This is a genomic window from Bartonella kosoyi (genome assembly GCF_003606325.2).
Taxonomy (GTDB): domain Bacteria; phylum Pseudomonadota; class Alphaproteobacteria; order Rhizobiales; family Rhizobiaceae; genus Bartonella; species Bartonella kosoyi.
Map to the genome: position 1 here is coordinate 713177 of NZ_CP031843.2, position 15704 is coordinate 728880.

A 15704-nucleotide genomic window follows, 5' to 3' on the forward strand; every position below is an offset into this window, starting at 1 on the left:
TTAAAACCTCAATAAAATCTTGAATTGTTCGCGAACATCAGCACGCAAAGGAATGTTGATAGGTGTTTTAAGGATCTCCATTCCACCACGCAGTTCATCAGCCCCTAACCAAAGTTTACCAGGAGGTGTTTGTTCTACGAGAGAGCCATGAACGAGGAGGGAAACAGAGGCAGCTTGTTTGTTCTCAACATCCTCAAAATCTGTGCGGGCTGCAAGAAACAGCATGGTGCCAGTTGGGGAAGGATTAAATCTGTTGCCACAATGGCTGTAAACACCCTCGACCGCTTGTTCGACAGGCTGTACAGCATAGCATCTGCGATAGCCAATCAGAGTGTTATCGAGATCTCTTAAAGCCAAATAAAGGGGACGGTTTTGGAACCACTTTGCCATGAGTATATCGCGTTCGTGTTTTTTGACCGAACACCAGGGGAAATTTGCCAACTCCCAAGGGTAATCGATTTGGTTCCAGCTTAACTCCTCATCCACATCATCAATCCAGTTGCCAATGCGTTTGCCTTCTTCTTTTGTGAGTGTGAGTGTGTGTTTGATTTGTGTTGTGCGTCCAAAGGAAAACAGAGTGTCACGAGCTGTTAAGCGCACGCCACTTTCAAAATCCAGCATGCTGTCATCAAGGTGTGACATATCGCCTTCTGTGGCTTCCACATCATAACCATAGGTGCTACGGCGAAAATCAGAGCGCAAACTTTTGGAAAGGTCGACAATGGCTTCAATGGCTTCAAGGCTGCTTTGTTCAGGCAATTGATCAAAATCAAGTTGAAAGGAATTCCACCATGCACGCCCTGACCATGCGGGTGTAAAGCGTGCAGAAAGCTCTAACCATTTAAGTCCCAATTCAATGGCTGCAACAGAGCCACGCAAGCGCTGCCATGCAAGCCCTTGGTCAATCAAATCATAGAGGTTTGGAACATAAGGTGTGAGTTCACCAAGTCCATATTCTTCAATCAACCATGGCAAAAAGCGGGGAGGGCGTGTGATCAGTTTTGCACGTGAAATCCCTAAAACAGCTCCATCAACATCTTGATGAAAGTCGCAAGCATCGGCAAGGCGTTTCTCAAATTCTGTTGCATGTGAGGGGAGAAGCGAGCCAACCATTAGCGCGTCCGTCCTTTAAAGTTTAAGGTGATTTTGCCAATCGATAAGATTTCTTCATCACAAACCACACTGTCCTTTGTTGGTGTCATGGCAATCACTTTCTGGACACCAGGAATCATTAGTTTTGAAACCCACCACGAGAGGCTTAATTCGCGACCAATGGCTTGTTCTTGTTTCCAAGCCGTGCGTAAATTTGCCTCCATTGTCGTGAGAATTTTCAAAGATGCTTCTGGAAGCAGCCAAACATCGGCTTCTAAGTCCAGCACTTTTTTGACAGCAGCATGCACAATGATGGTATCATTGGTCATGATGATATTTTTTCTGTGAAGAGCTTGTGAAACTGTTTGTAAGAGATCTTCAGAGGCTGTTCCTTCTTCATTGTTGCCAAAAATAGCAACATAGATGGTTGGATCTTTGCCTTTGCGGTAAATAATGGCATCTTTCACACGACTATCGGCTGTTAAGGCGATAAGCTTGTAATAGGGTTCTGTTCCACTTCCATTTCCCCCACGGGCATGAAGCTGTATGCGTTCACGATACCTCTCATCACTCTCACCCTCTAAGCGGGCAATACCATGCCAGTTTCCCAAAGCATCAAGGGATTCACCGGTGGCAAAATCAAGAATATTATTGCGTGCCGCCTCATTGATACGCTGTCTTAAAAGCAGTTCTCGATAGCTAAAAGCCTCTATGACTTTTACAGCTGGATCACTTTCCAAAAATGTATATTCGGGTAAAAGCTCTTTTAAATGGGTAAGAACAGCAGCGCGGATTTCCTCAAAAGAAAGTTCTGTAATAATTTCCGGTTTTGCAAGCGCTCTACTCATTGTATCAATAATCCTTCCATGGTAATGGGCTTTCCTGATGGCAAATACATGCCCTCAAAGGACAGAGAAACTTGTCCGGTTCCAAGCATTTTAAAATCAATCTTTTGGAGCTTAAAACGTGGTTTCCATTTGTCTAAAGCCTCAGCAATGGCGGCATAAAGAGCAACGGAAAAGCTGCTGTTAACCGGTGCATCAATGAGTTCTGCAATACGTGAACCATAATCACGTCGCATCACACGCGTGCCAATGCGTGTTGACAAGATATCAATAATCGACTGCCGCAAATGTTCTATGCCAACCAATGGCTTTCCTGTTGTACGGTCCATTCCACTGTTCAATTCGGACCTCCTGTCATGGAACCACCAGGGAAAACACCTCCATGAACATGGGTTGCTCCGACATTGGTGCTGTTATGCTTTAATTCCCTTGAATTGATGGAAACCTCATTGTCTGAATGAAGAGAAACTCCATTTTGTGAATGGAGTGAAATGTTCCCCTCTGCTTTTACAGAAATGTTGCCCTTTGCTTTTAAACTCAGATCACTTTCTGAAGTGATTTTGATGCCTTCTGGTGCACTAAGCTCTAGCTTACCAGCTTCTCCTTTGAGTGATACGCCATCAGAGATGGTTAGGATAAACTTTCCTCCCGATTTTATATTAAGGGCATAGGTGTTTTGTTCATCATCATATTCAAGGCTGGTGCCATCAGGATAAAGTGTTTTATGAATATTACCTTTATCGGCTACTTGGTTCACATCGGTATGAATAGAGCCTACAATGACCCCTTGTGATAAATCGCCTGATGATGAAACAACAATGACTTGTTCTCCAACATCGCGCCCTTCATAAGAGCGTGTTTTACCGGCGCGGGCTTGGGTATCTGGAATCCAATCACTGATAAGATTTCCACTTTTTACTCGATAGCGTGCGTTTTTATGGTCAACATGGCTAATTTTCCCTACCACAACCATATTGGCTACGCGTCTTTTTAAATCGGTGATCTCTTTATCGCGTCGCTCTAACATGGTCACCTTTAATTTTATGGTATTTGTCTTTGTTTCCCATACCTGTTTCGGGTTTAAAACCGACAAGGGGTTCAACAACTCCTACGGTTGCATTTCCTTCATCAGGGTAGGGGATATTGGTTACGTAAGTCACGTCAAAGGTTAAAATTGCACCGTGGAGCGCTAGGGCACCATTATCACCAAAGGCAAAAGCAATATTTTGCAGGCGGCATGTCTCAACAGTGTTGTTAAGATTGGGATTGGCATAGAAAATTTCTTCAACTTCCCATGCTAATTGGTCAACAAAGCGTGCGCCATCTTCACATGTTGCATAGCATTCAACATCCACCGTTAAAACACGCCGCCTTAAGCCAAAATCATGTCCATCTTCAATGGTTTCACTTTGCGTTGAGATATTAATAGCTGGCATTGTCTCAATAAATAAGTTGAAGTCACGCATATTGAAAACATTGTCACCAGCCACTGTTTTTGCTGCCTTTATCAATGCAACAAATGTTTCTCTTATCGTCTCACGGGGATGCATAAATGTTTCTGTCATTCAATATTTATCCTTTTCTTTAAACTAGTATCATGTTACGATACATAAAAGAACGAATAGAGGTGATTTGGTGATTGAATCTTTTGTGGATAAGCGGTGTAAAGATCTTTTAGAAGGCAAGACGCCCAAAGGTTTTCCTGCAACATTGGTACGCATAGCACAAAGAAAATTGTTTATGCTCGATAAAGCAGTTGATCTTAAAGATTTGCGCAGTCCTCCAGGAAATCATTTAGAAGCATTGAAAGGAGAGCGTAAAGGTCAATATTCTATTCGTATTAATAACCAGTTTCGTCTTTGTTTTGAATGGCGTACTAATGGTGCCTATGAAGTTGAAATTGTAGATTATCATTGATCTATAGGAGGTCGAGATGAAAAATTATATTGCAATACATCCTGGAGAAATTTTACGGGAGGAATATTTAAAAGAATATGCTCTTTCTGCTTATGCCCTTGCAAAAGCATTGAATGTTCCACGCACGAGGATAGAACGTATTGTTGCGGAAAATAGTCCAATAACTCCTGATACGGCTCTCAGACTGGCTTCTTTTTTTGATACGACAGCTGAATTTTGGCTTAATATGCAAGCTGCTTATGATGTTCATATTTTACAAGCCGAAAAAGCAGATGAATTTGCCAAAATTAATAAATTTGAATGTACAATTTAACCACCTCCCCACCTTTGAAGTGGGGGAGATGAGTCATGTTTTTTAATTAAGCAACCTTTTTAATGGGGCTATCGAGATTTGGTTCATAAGCGCACAATAAAGAATCCATGCTATGCGGTAATTCTGAATCGCCAAAATCTGTGAGAACTGTTAAGATTTTAAGTATACTTGGCATCTCATCTTGGAGTTTTGAAATTAAAGCTTTTTCTATGACACTCATAGTATCAACCAGAGCTGTACAATCTTTATCATTCATATTTCCATGTCTAGAAAATTGAGATAATGCCATCCATAAATCGCACAAGAAGTTGGTATCTATCTTCATTGTACACCTCCATGGATTTGCTCTCTCAAACATGCCAATCCTCTGGATGTGATTTTCGTTGAAGGGAGTACCTTTTCTGTACCATCCGGTCTTTGAATGGTGATAGCAGGACAGTCCATAAAGCCTTTCTTGATCTTGTCCTGATAAGGCAACAAAGGCGCCCCTGGAGCCCGTCGATAGACCCAATCATGTTTACGCAAGTAATCCGTTAAATCCTTTGGTCGCACCTCTAACATCTTCGCAGCTTCGATAAGACCAAACAAACCATCAGAACGTTTTAAACCTTCCAAAGCCTCTGCTTTTGGAGCCAATTCGGCAATGGTGTTATCCTTCTGCTCGATTTGATTTTGTAAGTGATTTAAAACACCAAGTAATGCTTCGGGTTTGGAATAATCAACTTGTGGTGTTGCTACTTGCTTTTCCAATTCTTGCCAACGGTCAATAATCTTTGCTCGTAAAGTAGTGTTATAACCAGAAACAAGAATTAGACATTCACGCTTTGGAAGGTTGTAACAAGGAAGTGTACGCCCTGTTGAGTCTTTGTATAATCCTGAAAAATCACTCACCCCAAATTTGGGGGCAGTACTTTCAGAGTTTAATTCTCCTAACATTTGTTTAATGTCACGCATGACATGGTCATGTCTTTTACCGCACAACTCAGCAATTTCGCGACTAGACATAGTCTGAGTGGTAGCACTATTAGCAGTGCTTTCTTTAATTTCTATAAGTGTGTTCATAATGAACTCCTTGGTAATAGACGTTTTTGATTGACACTCTAAAAGAGTGCCGGGTGCTCAAAAACACGGTACCAAGTCCGTCGTTATGCTTTCCCTGCGAAGGTATTTTATAGCACAACCACACCCGACAAGATCTTTATATGCTACCACATATAATGAGTCAAAATCTTTAATGTTCAGAAGATTGATTATTTCGGCAATCAATCCGCTTGGTATTTTAAGGTGTTTTTGAGGCACCTGATTCGATTATTCATATTGTCGCCACATTGTCAAGTGGGAACGTAATATTTTTATAACAATAATCAAAACAGCTTGCTAGACAAAGGTGCCTTATTGTTTCTGTTCTCGTAAGATAAGCTTGTACATGCCGGATTCAGAGGCTTGGACATCTGTGACCACGAAGTGCTCTTGAGAAGAGGGGGATTTATTGTTTTCAGGTGAGATGATCACAATACTATCTTGAGGTTTTGGTGGTATTCCCCCGATATCATTGATACAAAGGTCAAGTTCCTTTTTTGCGATTGTGGTGGGGATTCTGCCACCAGCCTCCGATTCCGAATGTTTAATGGTGTAAATCGCTGTAATTTGAAACGATTGTTGATTATCCTTTCGCGTGTAGATGACGGGTTGCCCAAAGGTGTTGCGCACATCTTGAATCATTTTATGAAGCAACCCGTGCCATCGCATGTTATTTTCCTCCACTAACCGCTTTAAAGAGCATTTCAGGGCGTGTGCAGATGTAAAGCGGATAGCTATAGACCTCTGGTTTTACCCATGCATTACGGTCGTGATCAACGATCAGCATGGTGTAGAGAGGTTTTCCAACCGTGTTGGCAAAATCCAAACTTTCTCCTGGTGCAAAGGTTTTTTGAAACACTCCCGGCGCATTGGCAGGCAAGAATTGACATTCATCAGGCTTAATGCCTATGGCGCGCTTTGTCCCAGCCTTCGCACTCACATTATAGTTGTGAATACTCCGGTAATTAATGAAAGTAACGCCCGCAAAGTCAAAACTGCCAAAGCTCCCAGAGCCAATCGAACTTGGTGTTGCAACACCTCCAGCACTATTTAAAGTTTGTGCAAGAGCTGTGTTGAGATAGGTTTCACGAATTGTTTTATGGTTTTTCAATTTGGAGAAAAATTCATTTCCACAAAGCCCAATAATGCGTGAACGATCAGAAAACGCTCCCTTTGAAGCTTCAATCATTTTCATAATGACTTGATCAACATGGTCCGCAACATTGGTTGTCTCAACATTGAGTTTAAAATCAATTGGCTTTGGTGGTGCGATTTCCCATTCCTTGTACCAATCGACAATGACAGAGCCATCGGCATCAAGAACCACCCCTTGAACAGCGCCAAGTTGCATGTTTTCCCATGTCAATTCGATTTCAGAAATCAGTTTCTTTTGTTTTCTGGCAATATATTTCATTGCTGTCTCGAGTTGATCTTCTGTCCCAAATTCACGTCGGTTTTGGATTTCCTCTGATTTCACCGTGTCACTTTTGGCAATCCGTGTTGTTTTGAAAAACCGAAGATTACGTCCATCTCTATCACCTTCTGCCAAGGGGGCGCCACGTTCACTGGTTTGAATCAAGGACAATGTATTGTCACGTCTTTCAATACCAACCACTGTGGTGCTTGTTTCCACTTCCTCAAAAAGATTAAGAGAACTAATAAGCCCCGGTTGAAACTCATAGTTTTCAATCGCTTTCATCATGGTGGTGGCTGAGAAAGCATCATGTTTAAAAAAATTCATATCCATGTGCGCATTCTCCTATCGCAATAAAATATTGTTATGGTCTTCAAGAGACTGAATGGCAGCACTTTTTTGTTCATCTGTAATGGCATCTGGCCATAGTAGTTCAGAAGCCTTTACAGTGCATAAGCGTGCTGTCATCACGGCACGTTGATCTGCCTCTGTTGCATCAACAGTGGCAAAAGAAATCCCCGCAGGGATTTGACTGCCATCTGATGCTGCTGGATTAAGGGGGTATATTTTTCTGACGCGGTAATTTTCCCCATGATAGTTCCTGCTTCAATGAATGCTCCTGATGCAAAAACCACTTCTTCGTTTGACATATCCGTATCGTAGGGTCCAAGATAAGCGCCATTGCGGATGTCTTCATAAAAAACTTGACTCATTTTATTGCCCTCCAAGCTGTTTCCCATTTTGCATAAATTTTTTCCTTGCTCGTCCCATCCCTATGGGGAGCTGTGGTTGATAGTTTTAAAGAGGAACTTTTCGAGACAGCTGCGGTTAAAACAACATTTTTTGCTTTCTCAACACTCATGCCGCTTTTAATGGCTTTTGCTGCATCAAAAGAAACGCCTAAGCGCTTTGCTTGCCTTTCAAGGTTTGTTAGTGCCTCGCCACGTTTTCTTTCCTTTTCAAGAGCAGCTTTTACGCTTTCTTGCTTATCTTCGTCCTCATCTTCGTCTTCGTTTTCCTCTTCGTCGTCGAAGTCTTGAGTGTCTTCGTCAATGTCGCTCTCGTTTTCGTCCTCTTCGTCCTCATTAATGACGTCGATAATTTTTTCATCATCATCTTCTTCGGCGCGGTATAGGGTGCGTGCCATGTGTTTTGTCCTTTTTTTGTTGCTGTTGGGGGTTGTGATATGGAATCCGTTAAGGCTTCCAAAGCTTGCGCAAGAGTGCCCTGCGCATCTGCTAATCCAAGCTCTAAAGCTTGGGTGCCTATAAAAGTTTCTGCTTTTGTGTCACGAATTGCGTCTGCACTCAGAGGTCTGTTTTTTGCAACCAAATCGACAAACATTTCGTAGAGCAGGGCGCAATCGGCTTGCATTTTTATCTGTGCTGTATCGGCGAGTGGTTCGTGAGAATTGCCATGCGTTTTGTGATCACCTTCAAAAACAAAGGTCCATTTAAGTCCCTGTTTCTCATCTGCACGGGATTGGTCAAGATGGGCGCAAACAACTCCAATGGAGCCAACAACACCCGTGCGTGCAATCCATATTTGAGAAGCCGCACAAGCAATGGCATAAGCCGCCGAGCAAGCAAATTCATTGGCATGCGCCCAAATGGGCTTGGCATATTGTTTTGAAAGGGTTTGAAACTCTTCAACCAAATCAAAGATGCCACCGGCTTCTCCACCACCACTGTCAATATCAAGTAAGACAGCCTTCACATCAGGCTGTGCAATGGCTTCACGAAAAGAAGCTCTTAAACCTTCATAAGAAGTCAAGCCCGATAAAGCTCCAAGCCATGCGCCACGGCGTACAAGTGTGCCATGAACCGGTATGATGGCAATATTGTTTTGTACTACATAGGTTTCTGGTGGTCTTAAAGCTTTTGTATTCCCTTGCGAATAAGCTTCAATGGGAAACTTTTCACCTGCAAAAAGCCGTGGAGCAAGAGCATTAAGGATAATGTCAAGCTTTGTGGAGGCAAGCATGTGTGGAACCCCAAAAAGCCGTGATGCCAAAAACGGCATGTCAATATTACTCACCATTTTTGTGTGCCTCGCTGCCTTGGTTGCTTTCATAAGTCTCAGAAGTCTCTGAATCTTCATCACCAATCGCTTGATTTTCACTAGAAGGTGCTGCCATATCCGTGTCAAAAGATAAGCCGCGTGCACGAGCATCTGTGTGTTCTTCCTCAAGTTCGGCATGAATGCTGTCGATATCAAAGCCGCGTTCGGCTAGTGCCATGCGTCGTGTTTTCAAGCCAGCACGAATTTCTTCTTTTTCTGCCGAAATATCCTTGTTTGGATCAATCATTTCAAGCGGGGGTGCAAAGCTTTCACATTGAAGCCATGGCAAGGGATTTTCTTCCCATCCGGGTAAGTGAATGCGTCCAGAAAGTACGGCCATTTCAACAAAACGTTCCCAAATAATGCGGTTAAACTGAAAGGCAATGATATGTTCACGCCATTGTTTGACATGCCGTCTAAACTGAATGATAGAAGTTCGCACATTGGAAAAATTACCGCGCGTAACGTCTCCTGTCACAACGGCATAAGGCATATTGAGAGCCGAGCAAATTTTTAAAATATTACGATACTGAAAAGCCTCATAAGAACCTCCAACCTCAACAGGATTAGAGAATGTAACATCTTTATTCTCTCCTAAATAAAGAGATGCACCGGGTGCAATGGCAGGTGCTTCGTATTCTTCTTCAACGTCGTTTTTATCACGATTATCGGATAATTTTGCGACGTTTGGGGAATTGTCCTTGACAAACGCTGCGAAAAGAGCCGCCGTCCTTTTTCGATCAAGTTCTGCATCATCATAGGATTCGAGTTGAAAGATTTTTGTCATAGAGCGCGTTATTTTGGGAGAACCGCGCAATTGTCCGGCAATCCGGCGTTCTTTGATATGAAGGACCATTTCAGCAGGCACACGTATGCGCTCTTGGCTCTTAAAAGCTCTGTTTGCAGGGCAATCATCATAGGGATGATGTTCCCAGAAATGATAAGCAACGCGCTTACCACTTGCATTAAACTCAATTCCCATACGAATGTAATTGCCTTCAATCTCAGCAGGTCCATTGTAAGTAAGGTCCAGCATTTCAGTGGGATAAACTTGCAACTGAAGAGGCACACCAGAGCGCCCATAAAGGTCAACATAATGCAATCTTACAAAGCATTCTCCGGTTAAAAAGACCTCTCGGGCAATGGTTGCTTGCAGCCCATAAAAGCTGGCATCTTCATCATAATCGGCTTCATCAACCCATTGCCACCATAAGTCTAAAAGCTTTTTCTTCTCTTCTTGAAAACCTTCAATGCGAGGATAAGGCTTAATCCCATCACTAACAGCCGCAGAGACCCATTCTTCCGTTGCAGAACCGTAAAGAGCTTCATTGTCATAAAGCCATCTTGAACGGGCAACAATAGTATCACCGCATTCTTCAATGGCTTTATTGATATGTTTTTTTGCGGGATCAAAACCACCCATGCGACGGCTTTTGCTTGCAGCTTCAAAATGGGGATTGTGTTGACGAGAAATTGTAAAAAAGCCCGTGAGTTTATTGAGAAAGCCAGCCATTAATAGCCTCGTGATATGTTAAAATAGAACACGCGTGAACCTTTACGCCCTTCAAGGTCCGCTATTTGCGTATTGATCATTTCAAGAGCTCTGCGCAATTCCTCAACAGAGCGGTTGCTTACTTGCTTATCGCCATGGCGTACCGATTGCGCACCCGAATAAAGAGCCTCTTCAATTTGCTCTCGCCGCCTTTTTAAACTTTCCAGTCTCGAAAATTTGCTGTTCATTGGTTCTAAAGTTTCATCCACAAATTACCTCCAATCCCCTTGCATATAAGGATTCATCACCGTTCTGGATTGTTTCCTTTGAGGTTGTGCTATCTGAGATCTTCTTGGAGAAGTGAATGAAGAAATCCTAGATGTTTTTTCTTCCAAAGAGCTTTCAGCAATTTTAAGTTTTTCCAAACGCTCTTCTAAGATATCGACTTCTCGATTAAGGTTTATTCCTGCCGAAATCAGCCCTTGCAAAGCCGCATAAGCATAGACTCTACAATCCAAGGCTTCGTTTCTTGCCTTTTCACTTTTTTGCCATTCAATACGCTTGAAGCCTTTAAAATATTTGATGACTTTTCTTTCAGCGGTTAGCTGGGCAAAATATTCCTGGTCAAGGCTTTTGTGAAAGTGTGTTGCGCCAGCCCCCGTTGCTTCGGGACCCGATTTTTTAAACCGTGCTGTAATGATATCTTTCGCGGCGTCAACCCCAACAATATAAAGATTAATCTGCCCTTTATTGTTTTTGCTTGGTCGGCGTGGCCATACCGCACGCCAGCCAGCTTGTCCCTTAATGCCCCAGATGCGCCGCCCCTCACGCGGACGCACATAGTTATAAACTGCCTGTGTGTGTCCACCACCGGTATCAATGCAAGCCGCTGTTATCCTAATACCGTCTTTATAGCCTGGATGCGGCCAGCGCTTTGCAAGATATTCATCCAATTGGTCCCACACTTCAAAAGAAGAGGGGTCACCAAGGATAACTTGGTAATCAATATGCCAACTTTCTTCACTACGCCCCCATCCCACCACTTCAAGCTCTAAACGGTCATTTTGCACATCAATGCCTGCTGTCAACACGACGGCTTGTTCTGGTGCAAGGGGATAATCTTCGCGTTTTGCATAGAGGCTGTCTGGATCAACAACTTCGCCTGTTCTGTCCTCCCATGGCTCTCCAAGAACTGTATTGACAAAAGGCTGTAGAAGAGCTGGATCATCTTTGGCATTTAAAAACTCTCTTGCACATTCCCCCCATGTAAGCCAAGGTGAATAGAGTGCTGAAATATGATAAGAACGCAAATTCAGTCTGCTTGACTCACTGGTTGGGACCCAGCATGCACCTCTTTCTTCACACATGAGATCTGTTTTTCGGTGTTCGGCATGTTCATGACCACAATGCGCACAAACAAAAACAGCTTTTTCGGGAGCCCCTTTTGGCCATTTGATTTGTGACCAAACAATCGGCTGGAGTGTACCACATTCATCACAAGGCACGTTATAATATCGCTGGTCTCCTAGCACAAAATCCTTGGCAATACGGCTTGTGTCACGATGGGTGGGAGTGGACAATTTAAAGATCTTTCGTTGTACAAAGGTTGATGTGCGCTTTTCCGCAATCATCACTGGATCACCTTCGTTATCGACACTGAGAGGATAACCATCAACCTCATCCAAAATCAGATAACGAATAGGCATAGAACGCAGACCAGCTGCACTGTTTGCTCCTGTAAGCATCAGTGCTCCACCATCAAACTCTTTCGAAAACATGGTATTCCCGCTGTCACGTGCTCGCGCTGGGGCTATGCGTTCACTTAAAACTGGACTTGCCATAATCATGGGATCAAGACGCGTCTTTGAAAGCTTTTTGGCTGTCTCAACGGTCGGCATGACATAAAGGGCAGGTCCTGGACTATAATGAATAGCATAACCGCAGAAATTCAATCCTGCCTCTGACATGCCAACCTGCGCTCCTTTCATGACAATGGTTGTTTCAATCGGCACGTAAGAGGAAAGATTATCCATGATTTCGCGCAAATAGGGGGTGCGTTTTGTTCTCCACAATCCAGGTTCAGCACTGGCTACCGTGCTAAGGTATCTATTCTTGTCTGCCCATTGGGAAACCGTATATGGTGGGTCCGGTTGTCTTGCATCATTGGCATGGGCGAAAAATTCTGTAACAGCATTCTCATCCATTATTCATTCTTTGCTCGCCCCAAAACGCTCTCATTCTGGAGGTTGAGGATCATGATAAGGAACTGGAATATGAACAGCTTCAAGCAAAGCCTTTCGTATGTAATAATCAATGGCACCGATTAGGCTTGCAGCATCACATCCAACTTGTGCGGCAATGCTTGCACCAAATCGATGAGGAAAATTCAACATGGCGTCACGGTGTGCTCTTCCAAACTCACGGGCAGCTCTCTTGACTTCTTCACGATCAACAGTTGTTTCGCGTAAGCGTTCAAGGGCAATCTTTTCGCTTTCAAGAGCAACTTGCATTCGCTCCAGTTTAATCTTGTATTCATTGGCCGCCTCTGTAGAGGTTTGTTTGATCTTTGTCCGCGGTTGACCATCCGGTGCTAAAAATGGAGCAGGGCGTTTTGTTGGATTCTCATTCCAGATAGCTGTTGCAAGCGCTTCATTGACGGAACCATCTTCAAAAAGAGCCTTATCAAATTTACCTGTCTTAAATCGAGAAACCACCGCATTAGGAGAAACACGCATCTTTTTGGCAAATGCACGGAGCGATAAACCCTTACGCGTTTTCTTATTCATAGTGGCTCCATTTTGAATGGTTTATACGAATTATTGTACACTTTAATTATTGACAAGGTTTTATTTTTCGTGTACATAAAATATATGAAGATAGTGTGGGATGAACCAAAAAGAGCTTTGAACATTATTAAACATAAGCTTGATTTTGCTGATGTTATTTACTTTGATTGGGAGCATGCCCTTATTGATGCGACCCATTCAAACCGCATGAAGGCTATTGGACATTTTGCGGATGGCACAACAGTTATTGTTTTTGCAAAGCTTGGCAATGAAGCGATATCCATTATCAGTTTTCGTCGAGCTAATAAAAAAGAAAGAGAGATTTTCAATGACTATCAAAAAAAACTTTGAAGCAGGATGTGATTACGCAAAAGAAGATTGGGATGCTGTGGATTCTCCACCATTGACAGATGAAGAACTTGCACGCTTAAAGCCAGCTAAAGACGTTTTACCAGCCTCCTTTTTTAAGTATGTAACAGAAGAGCGCCGTAAACGTGGGCGTCCCCCCGTTGAATCTCCTAAACAAGCGGTTACTCTCCGCCTCGACCCAAACGTTATTGCCTCTTTTAAAAAACAAGGAAAAGATTGGCGCACACGTATGGGTGAAGTCTTAAAAAAAGCAAGCGGTTGTTAAGTCAAACGATCTCTCCACTTTAAAAATAATGCTTTACAGTTGAAATTAAACTCCAATTGTATTACATTGAAATACAGTTGAGTTGAGAGAGGAGAAATCATTATGGCTACCAGTCGCATGGTTCAAGCACGTGTACCGGAAGAAATTCAAAATGTTGCTAATCAAGTTATTCAAGCCTCTGGTTTGTCAGTAAGTGATGTCGTGAGAGTGTTGATGACACGTATTGCGCAAGATAAAGCTATTCCTTCTTTTTTGTTTCAACCCAATGCAGAAACCATAGCGGCTTTTGCTGAACTTGATGAAGGCAACTTAAAAAAGTTTCATTCCGTAGACGAATTATTTGATGATCTCTATGCGGACGATTGAACGTACGACTATCTTCAAACGTGATTTCAAGCGTGAGATGAAAGGACGATATCGGCATCTTTTAGATACTGATTTACGCAAAGTCATCGCAGCATTAGCAAATGATCAACCTTTAGAGCTTCGATATCATGACCATGCTTTAACTGGAAATTGGAAAGATTATCGGGATTGTCATATTCGACCTGATTTGGTTTTGATCTATCGCTTGATTGGTCAAGAGAGGCTCGTTTTAGTGCGTCTTGGTTCTCATTCACAGCTTAATCTGTAATGTCAATTAACAACCCTCCCCATTTTTGAGAACGAGGAGGAGGTATATATTTTACTTAAGCAACCTTTTTAATGGGGCTCTCGAAATTTGGTTCATAAGCGCGCAACAAAGAATCCATGCTATGTGGTAATTCTGAATCGCCAAAATCTGTGAGAACTGTTAAGATTTTGAGTATACTTGGCATCTCATCTTGAAGTTTTGAAATTAAAGCTTTTTCTATGACACTCATAGTATCAACCAGAGCAGTACAATCTTTGTCATTCATATTCTCATGTCTAGAAAATTGAGATAATGCCATCCATAAATCACATAAGAAGTTGGTATCTATCTTCATTGCACACCTCCATGGATTTGCTCTCTCAAACATGCCAAACCTCTGGATGTGATTTTTGTCGAAGGGAGTACCTTTTCTGTACCATCTGGTCTTTGGATAGTGATAGCAGGACAATCCATGAATCCTTTCTTGATTTTATCTTGGTAAGGTAACAAAGGTGCTCCTGGAGCTCGTCGATAGATCCAGTCATGTTTGCGCAAGTAATCGTTTAAATCCTTTGGTCGCACCTCTAACATCTTCGCTGCTTCGATTAAACCAAACAAACCATCAGAACGTTTTAAGCCTTCCAAAGCTTCTGCTTTTGGCTTGAGTGTACTCACCTCATTTCTTAAGTCTTCTAATTGATTGATACTCTCTAAAAGGAGCTGTTTAATCGTAAGAGGATTTTCCAATGCATTGGCAAGATCTACTTGTGGTGTTGCTACTTGTTTCAAAAGCCGTTCACATTTGATAAAGTATTGACGTGCTTCATGCCCTTTATCATTACGTTCGATCATGGAAAGATGTTTAGCCATGTCTAAGGTAATGTGGTATTCTTTAGAAGGACGCCCACCTGAACTTTCGCTCAAAAAAGAGCAAAAGTCATATCCTTCTTTAAATTTACAGTCTTGAATACGTCTGATAATCCAGTCTTTAAAGCTGGTTTTTACTTCTAAAAACGCATGCAAATCACGAGCATTAACGGTTTGGACAGTTTCCTGATCAATAGTTTGTTCCGATATCGGAATAAGAGTGTTCATGTGAACTCCTTGTTGATAGATGTTTCTTAATGACACTCCAAAAGAGCGCCGGGTGCTAAGAAACACGGCAACAAGCCCGTCGTTATGCTTTTCCCCCGAAAGGGTATTTTATGGCATAACCACACCCGACAAGACCAGTATACGCTATACGCGCATAATGAGTCAAAGCCTTTACAATGTGCGGAAGACTGATTATTTCGGCAACCAATCCGCTTGTTGTTTTGAGGTGTTTCTTAGGCACCTGATTCGGCAATAGACATAACATCACTGCCTTGTCAAGTGATAAAAACTTTTTTCTAAAAATAATACGCTATTGTACAGTGTGTATATAAATACACATTAAATTCGTTATTTATCAATGT

General features: G+C 42.4%; 24 protein-coding genes and 1 pseudogene. 6 read left to right on the forward strand and 19 right to left on the reverse strand.

The window, feature by feature from the left end:
- From D1093_RS02905 to D1093_RS02925, 5 genes are read right to left on the reverse strand one after another with little or no spacing between them, the layout of a single operon-like run.
- Positions 1–1113 (reverse strand): phage tail protein, encoded by a 1113-nt coding sequence (locus D1093_RS02905; RefSeq protein WP_120100570.1) that lies wholly within the window; start codon positions 1111–1113, stop codon positions 1–3.
- Positions 1113–1940 (reverse strand): baseplate J/gp47 family protein, encoded by an 828-nt coding sequence (locus D1093_RS02910; RefSeq protein WP_120100572.1) that lies wholly within the window; start codon positions 1938–1940, stop codon positions 1113–1115. The genes D1093_RS02905 and D1093_RS02910 overlap by 1 nt, the downstream gene beginning before the upstream one ends.
- Positions 1937–2278, reverse strand: a complete 342-nt coding sequence (locus D1093_RS02915) for a GPW/gp25 family protein (protein WP_120100574.1) — start codon at positions 2276–2278, stop codon at positions 1937–1939. The genes D1093_RS02910 and D1093_RS02915 overlap by 4 nt, the downstream gene beginning before the upstream one ends.
- The gene (locus D1093_RS02920; RefSeq protein ID WP_120100576.1) at positions 2275–2964 is read right to left on the reverse strand and encodes a phage baseplate assembly protein V; all 690 of its coding nucleotides are present in this window, start codon (positions 2962–2964) and stop codon (positions 2275–2277) included. Before D1093_RS02920 ends, D1093_RS02915 begins: the two co-directional genes overlap by 4 nt.
- On the reverse strand, positions 2945–3487 hold the full coding sequence (locus D1093_RS02925; RefSeq protein ID WP_120102300.1) for a hypothetical protein: 543 nt from the start codon (positions 3485–3487) through the stop codon (positions 2945–2947). Before D1093_RS02925 ends, D1093_RS02920 begins: the two co-directional genes overlap by 20 nt.
- Positions 3488–3572: 85 nt before the next feature.
- Here D1093_RS02925 and D1093_RS02930 point away from each other — a divergent pair, with 85 nt between their 5' ends.
- Both D1093_RS02930 and D1093_RS02935 read left to right on the forward strand, forming a co-directional pair.
- Positions 3573–3854: a type II toxin-antitoxin system RelE/ParE family toxin gene (locus D1093_RS02930; protein WP_174767392.1), complete on the forward strand. Its 282-nt coding sequence runs from the start codon at positions 3573–3575 to the stop codon at positions 3852–3854.
- A gap of 16 nt (positions 3855–3870) precedes the next feature.
- On the forward strand, positions 3871–4167 hold the full coding sequence (locus D1093_RS02935; protein WP_120100579.1) for a HigA family addiction module antitoxin: 297 nt from the start codon (positions 3871–3873) through the stop codon (positions 4165–4167).
- A gap of 46 nt (positions 4168–4213) precedes the next feature.
- Here D1093_RS02935 and D1093_RS02940 read toward each other — a convergent pair whose 3' ends face one another.
- The 11 genes and pseudogenes from D1093_RS02940 to D1093_RS02995 form a co-directional block, all read right to left on the reverse strand.
- Positions 4214–4492, reverse strand: coding sequence for a hypothetical protein (locus D1093_RS02940; protein ID WP_120100581.1), 279 nt, complete (start codon positions 4490–4492; stop codon positions 4214–4216).
- Entirely contained in the window at positions 4489–5229 is a 741-nt protein-coding gene (locus D1093_RS02945; protein WP_120100582.1) for a phage regulatory protein/antirepressor Ant, read from the reverse strand. The genes D1093_RS02940 and D1093_RS02945 overlap by 4 nt, the downstream gene beginning before the upstream one ends.
- Before the next feature lie 330 nt (positions 5230–5559).
- Positions 5560–5916: a head-tail joining protein gene (locus D1093_RS02955; protein ID WP_120100584.1), complete on the reverse strand. Its 357-nt coding sequence runs from the start codon at positions 5914–5916 to the stop codon at positions 5560–5562.
- A 1-nt stretch (position 5917) separates the two neighbouring features.
- Positions 5918–6994: a major capsid protein gene (locus D1093_RS02960; protein WP_120100585.1), complete on the reverse strand. Its 1077-nt coding sequence runs from the start codon at positions 6992–6994 to the stop codon at positions 5918–5920.
- 12 nt (positions 6995–7006) lie between these two features.
- Positions 7007–7374 (reverse strand): annotated as a pseudogene (locus tag D1093_RS02965) (head decoration protein).
- Entirely contained in the window at positions 7371–7751 is a 381-nt protein-coding gene (locus D1093_RS02970) for a hypothetical protein (protein WP_244614042.1), read from the reverse strand. Before D1093_RS02970 ends, D1093_RS02965 begins: the two are co-directional and overlap by 4 nt.
- Positions 7634–8701 (reverse strand): S49 family peptidase, encoded by a 1068-nt coding sequence (locus D1093_RS02975; protein WP_120100587.1) that lies wholly within the window; start codon positions 8699–8701, stop codon positions 7634–7636. The genes D1093_RS02970 and D1093_RS02975 overlap by 118 nt, the downstream gene beginning before the upstream one ends.
- Positions 8691–10235 (reverse strand): phage portal protein, encoded by a 1545-nt coding sequence (locus tag D1093_RS02980; RefSeq protein WP_120100588.1) that lies wholly within the window; start codon positions 10233–10235, stop codon positions 8691–8693. Before D1093_RS02980 ends, D1093_RS02975 begins: the two co-directional genes overlap by 11 nt.
- On the reverse strand, positions 10235–10483 hold the full coding sequence (locus D1093_RS02985) for a phage head-tail joining protein (protein WP_120100590.1): 249 nt from the start codon (positions 10481–10483) through the stop codon (positions 10235–10237). The genes D1093_RS02980 and D1093_RS02985 overlap by 1 nt, the downstream gene beginning before the upstream one ends.
- Positions 10484–10486: 3 nt before the next feature.
- Positions 10487–12418 carry a phage terminase large subunit family protein gene (locus tag D1093_RS02990; RefSeq protein ID WP_120100592.1) on the reverse strand — a complete coding sequence of 644 codons (1932 nt, stop codon included), beginning with the start codon at positions 12416–12418 and terminating at the stop codon, positions 10487–10489.
- Positions 12419–12448: 30 nt separating this feature from the next.
- The gene (locus D1093_RS02995; RefSeq protein WP_120100594.1) at positions 12449–13000 is read right to left on the reverse strand and encodes a hypothetical protein; all 552 of its coding nucleotides are present in this window, start codon (positions 12998–13000) and stop codon (positions 12449–12451) included.
- A gap of 84 nt (positions 13001–13084) precedes the next feature.
- Here D1093_RS02995 and D1093_RS03000 point away from each other — a divergent pair, with 84 nt between their 5' ends.
- From D1093_RS03000 to D1093_RS03015, 4 genes are all read left to right on the forward strand, one after another.
- A complete protein-coding gene (locus D1093_RS03000) occupies positions 13085–13351 on the forward strand; it encodes a BrnT family toxin (RefSeq protein WP_120100595.1) in 267 nt (88 codons plus the stop codon).
- Positions 13329–13634 carry a BrnA antitoxin family protein gene (locus tag D1093_RS03005; protein ID WP_120100597.1) on the forward strand — a complete coding sequence of 102 codons (306 nt, stop codon included), beginning with the start codon at positions 13329–13331 and terminating at the stop codon, positions 13632–13634. Before D1093_RS03000 ends, D1093_RS03005 begins: the two co-directional genes overlap by 23 nt.
- 102 nt (positions 13635–13736) lie before the next feature.
- Complete coding sequence (locus tag D1093_RS03010; RefSeq protein WP_100129267.1) at positions 13737–14000, forward strand: type II toxin-antitoxin system RelB/DinJ family antitoxin; 264 nt, start codon at positions 13737–13739, stop codon at positions 13998–14000.
- A complete protein-coding gene (locus tag D1093_RS03015; protein ID WP_120100599.1) occupies positions 13987–14268 on the forward strand; it encodes a type II toxin-antitoxin system YafQ family toxin in 282 nt (93 codons plus the stop codon). Before D1093_RS03010 ends, D1093_RS03015 begins: the two co-directional genes overlap by 14 nt.
- Positions 14269–14323: 55 nt before the next feature.
- On the opposite strand, the gene D1093_RS03020 is transcribed toward D1093_RS03015, so the two are convergent.
- From D1093_RS03020 to D1093_RS09900, 3 genes are all read right to left on the reverse strand, one after another.
- A complete protein-coding gene (locus D1093_RS03020; protein WP_120100601.1) occupies positions 14324–14602 on the reverse strand; it encodes a hypothetical protein in 279 nt (92 codons plus the stop codon).
- Positions 14599–15342, reverse strand: coding sequence for an antA/AntB antirepressor family protein (locus tag D1093_RS03025; protein ID WP_120100602.1), 744 nt, complete (start codon positions 15340–15342; stop codon positions 14599–14601). Before D1093_RS03025 ends, D1093_RS03020 begins: the two co-directional genes overlap by 4 nt.
- An 82-nt stretch (positions 15343–15424) precedes the next feature.
- Positions 15425–15583: a hypothetical protein gene (locus D1093_RS09900; protein ID WP_167309083.1), complete on the reverse strand. Its 159-nt coding sequence runs from the start codon at positions 15581–15583 to the stop codon at positions 15425–15427.
- Positions 15584–15704 lie beyond the last annotated feature (121 nt).

Coding starts and splice junctions, on each gene's coding strand:
- D1093_RS02905 (WP_120100570.1), bottom strand. CDS start 1,113: ATGGTTGGCTCGCTTCTCCCCTCACATGCAACAGAATTTGAGAAACGC.
- D1093_RS02910 (WP_120100572.1), bottom strand. CDS start 1,940: ATGAGTAGAGCGCTTGCAAAACCGGAAATTATTACAGAACTTTCTTTT.
- D1093_RS02920 (WP_120100576.1), bottom strand. CDS start 2,964: ATGTTAGAGCGACGCGATAAAGAGATCACCGATTTAAAAAGACGCGTA.
- D1093_RS02925 (WP_120102300.1), bottom strand. CDS start 3,487: ATGCATCCCCGTGAGACGATAAGAGAAACATTTGTTGCATTGATAAAG.
- D1093_RS02935 (WP_120100579.1), top strand. CDS start 3,871: ATGAAAAATTATATTGCAATACATCCTGGAGAAATTTTACGGGAGGAA.
- D1093_RS02940 (WP_120100581.1), bottom strand. CDS start 4,492: ATGAAGATAGATACCAACTTCTTGTGCGATTTATGGATGGCATTATCT.
- D1093_RS02945 (WP_120100582.1), bottom strand. CDS start 5,229: ATGAACACACTTATAGAAATTAAAGAAAGCACTGCTAATAGTGCTACC.
- D1093_RS02955 (WP_120100584.1), bottom strand. CDS start 5,916: ATGCGATGGCACGGGTTGCTTCATAAAATGATTCAAGATGTGCGCAAC.
- D1093_RS02960 (WP_120100585.1), bottom strand. CDS start 6,994: ATGGATATGAATTTTTTTAAACATGATGCTTTCTCAGCCACCACCATG.
- D1093_RS02975 (WP_120100587.1), bottom strand. CDS start 8,701: ATGGTGAGTAATATTGACATGCCGTTTTTGGCATCACGGCTTTTTGGG.
- D1093_RS02980 (WP_120100588.1), bottom strand. CDS start 10,235: ATGGCTGGCTTTCTCAATAAACTCACGGGCTTTTTTACAATTTCTCGT.
- D1093_RS02990 (WP_120100592.1), bottom strand. CDS start 12,418: ATGGATGAGAATGCTGTTACAGAATTTTTCGCCCATGCCAATGATGCA.
- D1093_RS02995 (WP_120100594.1), bottom strand. CDS start 13,000: ATGAATAAGAAAACGCGTAAGGGTTTATCGCTCCGTGCATTTGCCAAA.
- D1093_RS03000 (WP_120100595.1), top strand. CDS start 13,085: ATGAAGATAGTGTGGGATGAACCAAAAAGAGCTTTGAACATTATTAAA.
- D1093_RS03005 (WP_120100597.1), top strand. CDS start 13,329: ATGACTATCAAAAAAAACTTTGAAGCAGGATGTGATTACGCAAAAGAA.
- D1093_RS03010 (WP_100129267.1), top strand. CDS start 13,737: ATGGCTACCAGTCGCATGGTTCAAGCACGTGTACCGGAAGAAATTCAA.
- D1093_RS03015 (WP_120100599.1), top strand. CDS start 13,987: ATGCGGACGATTGAACGTACGACTATCTTCAAACGTGATTTCAAGCGT.
- D1093_RS03020 (WP_120100601.1), bottom strand. CDS start 14,602: ATGAAGATAGATACCAACTTCTTATGTGATTTATGGATGGCATTATCT.
- D1093_RS03025 (WP_120100602.1), bottom strand. CDS start 15,342: ATGAACACTCTTATTCCGATATCGGAACAAACTATTGATCAGGAAACT.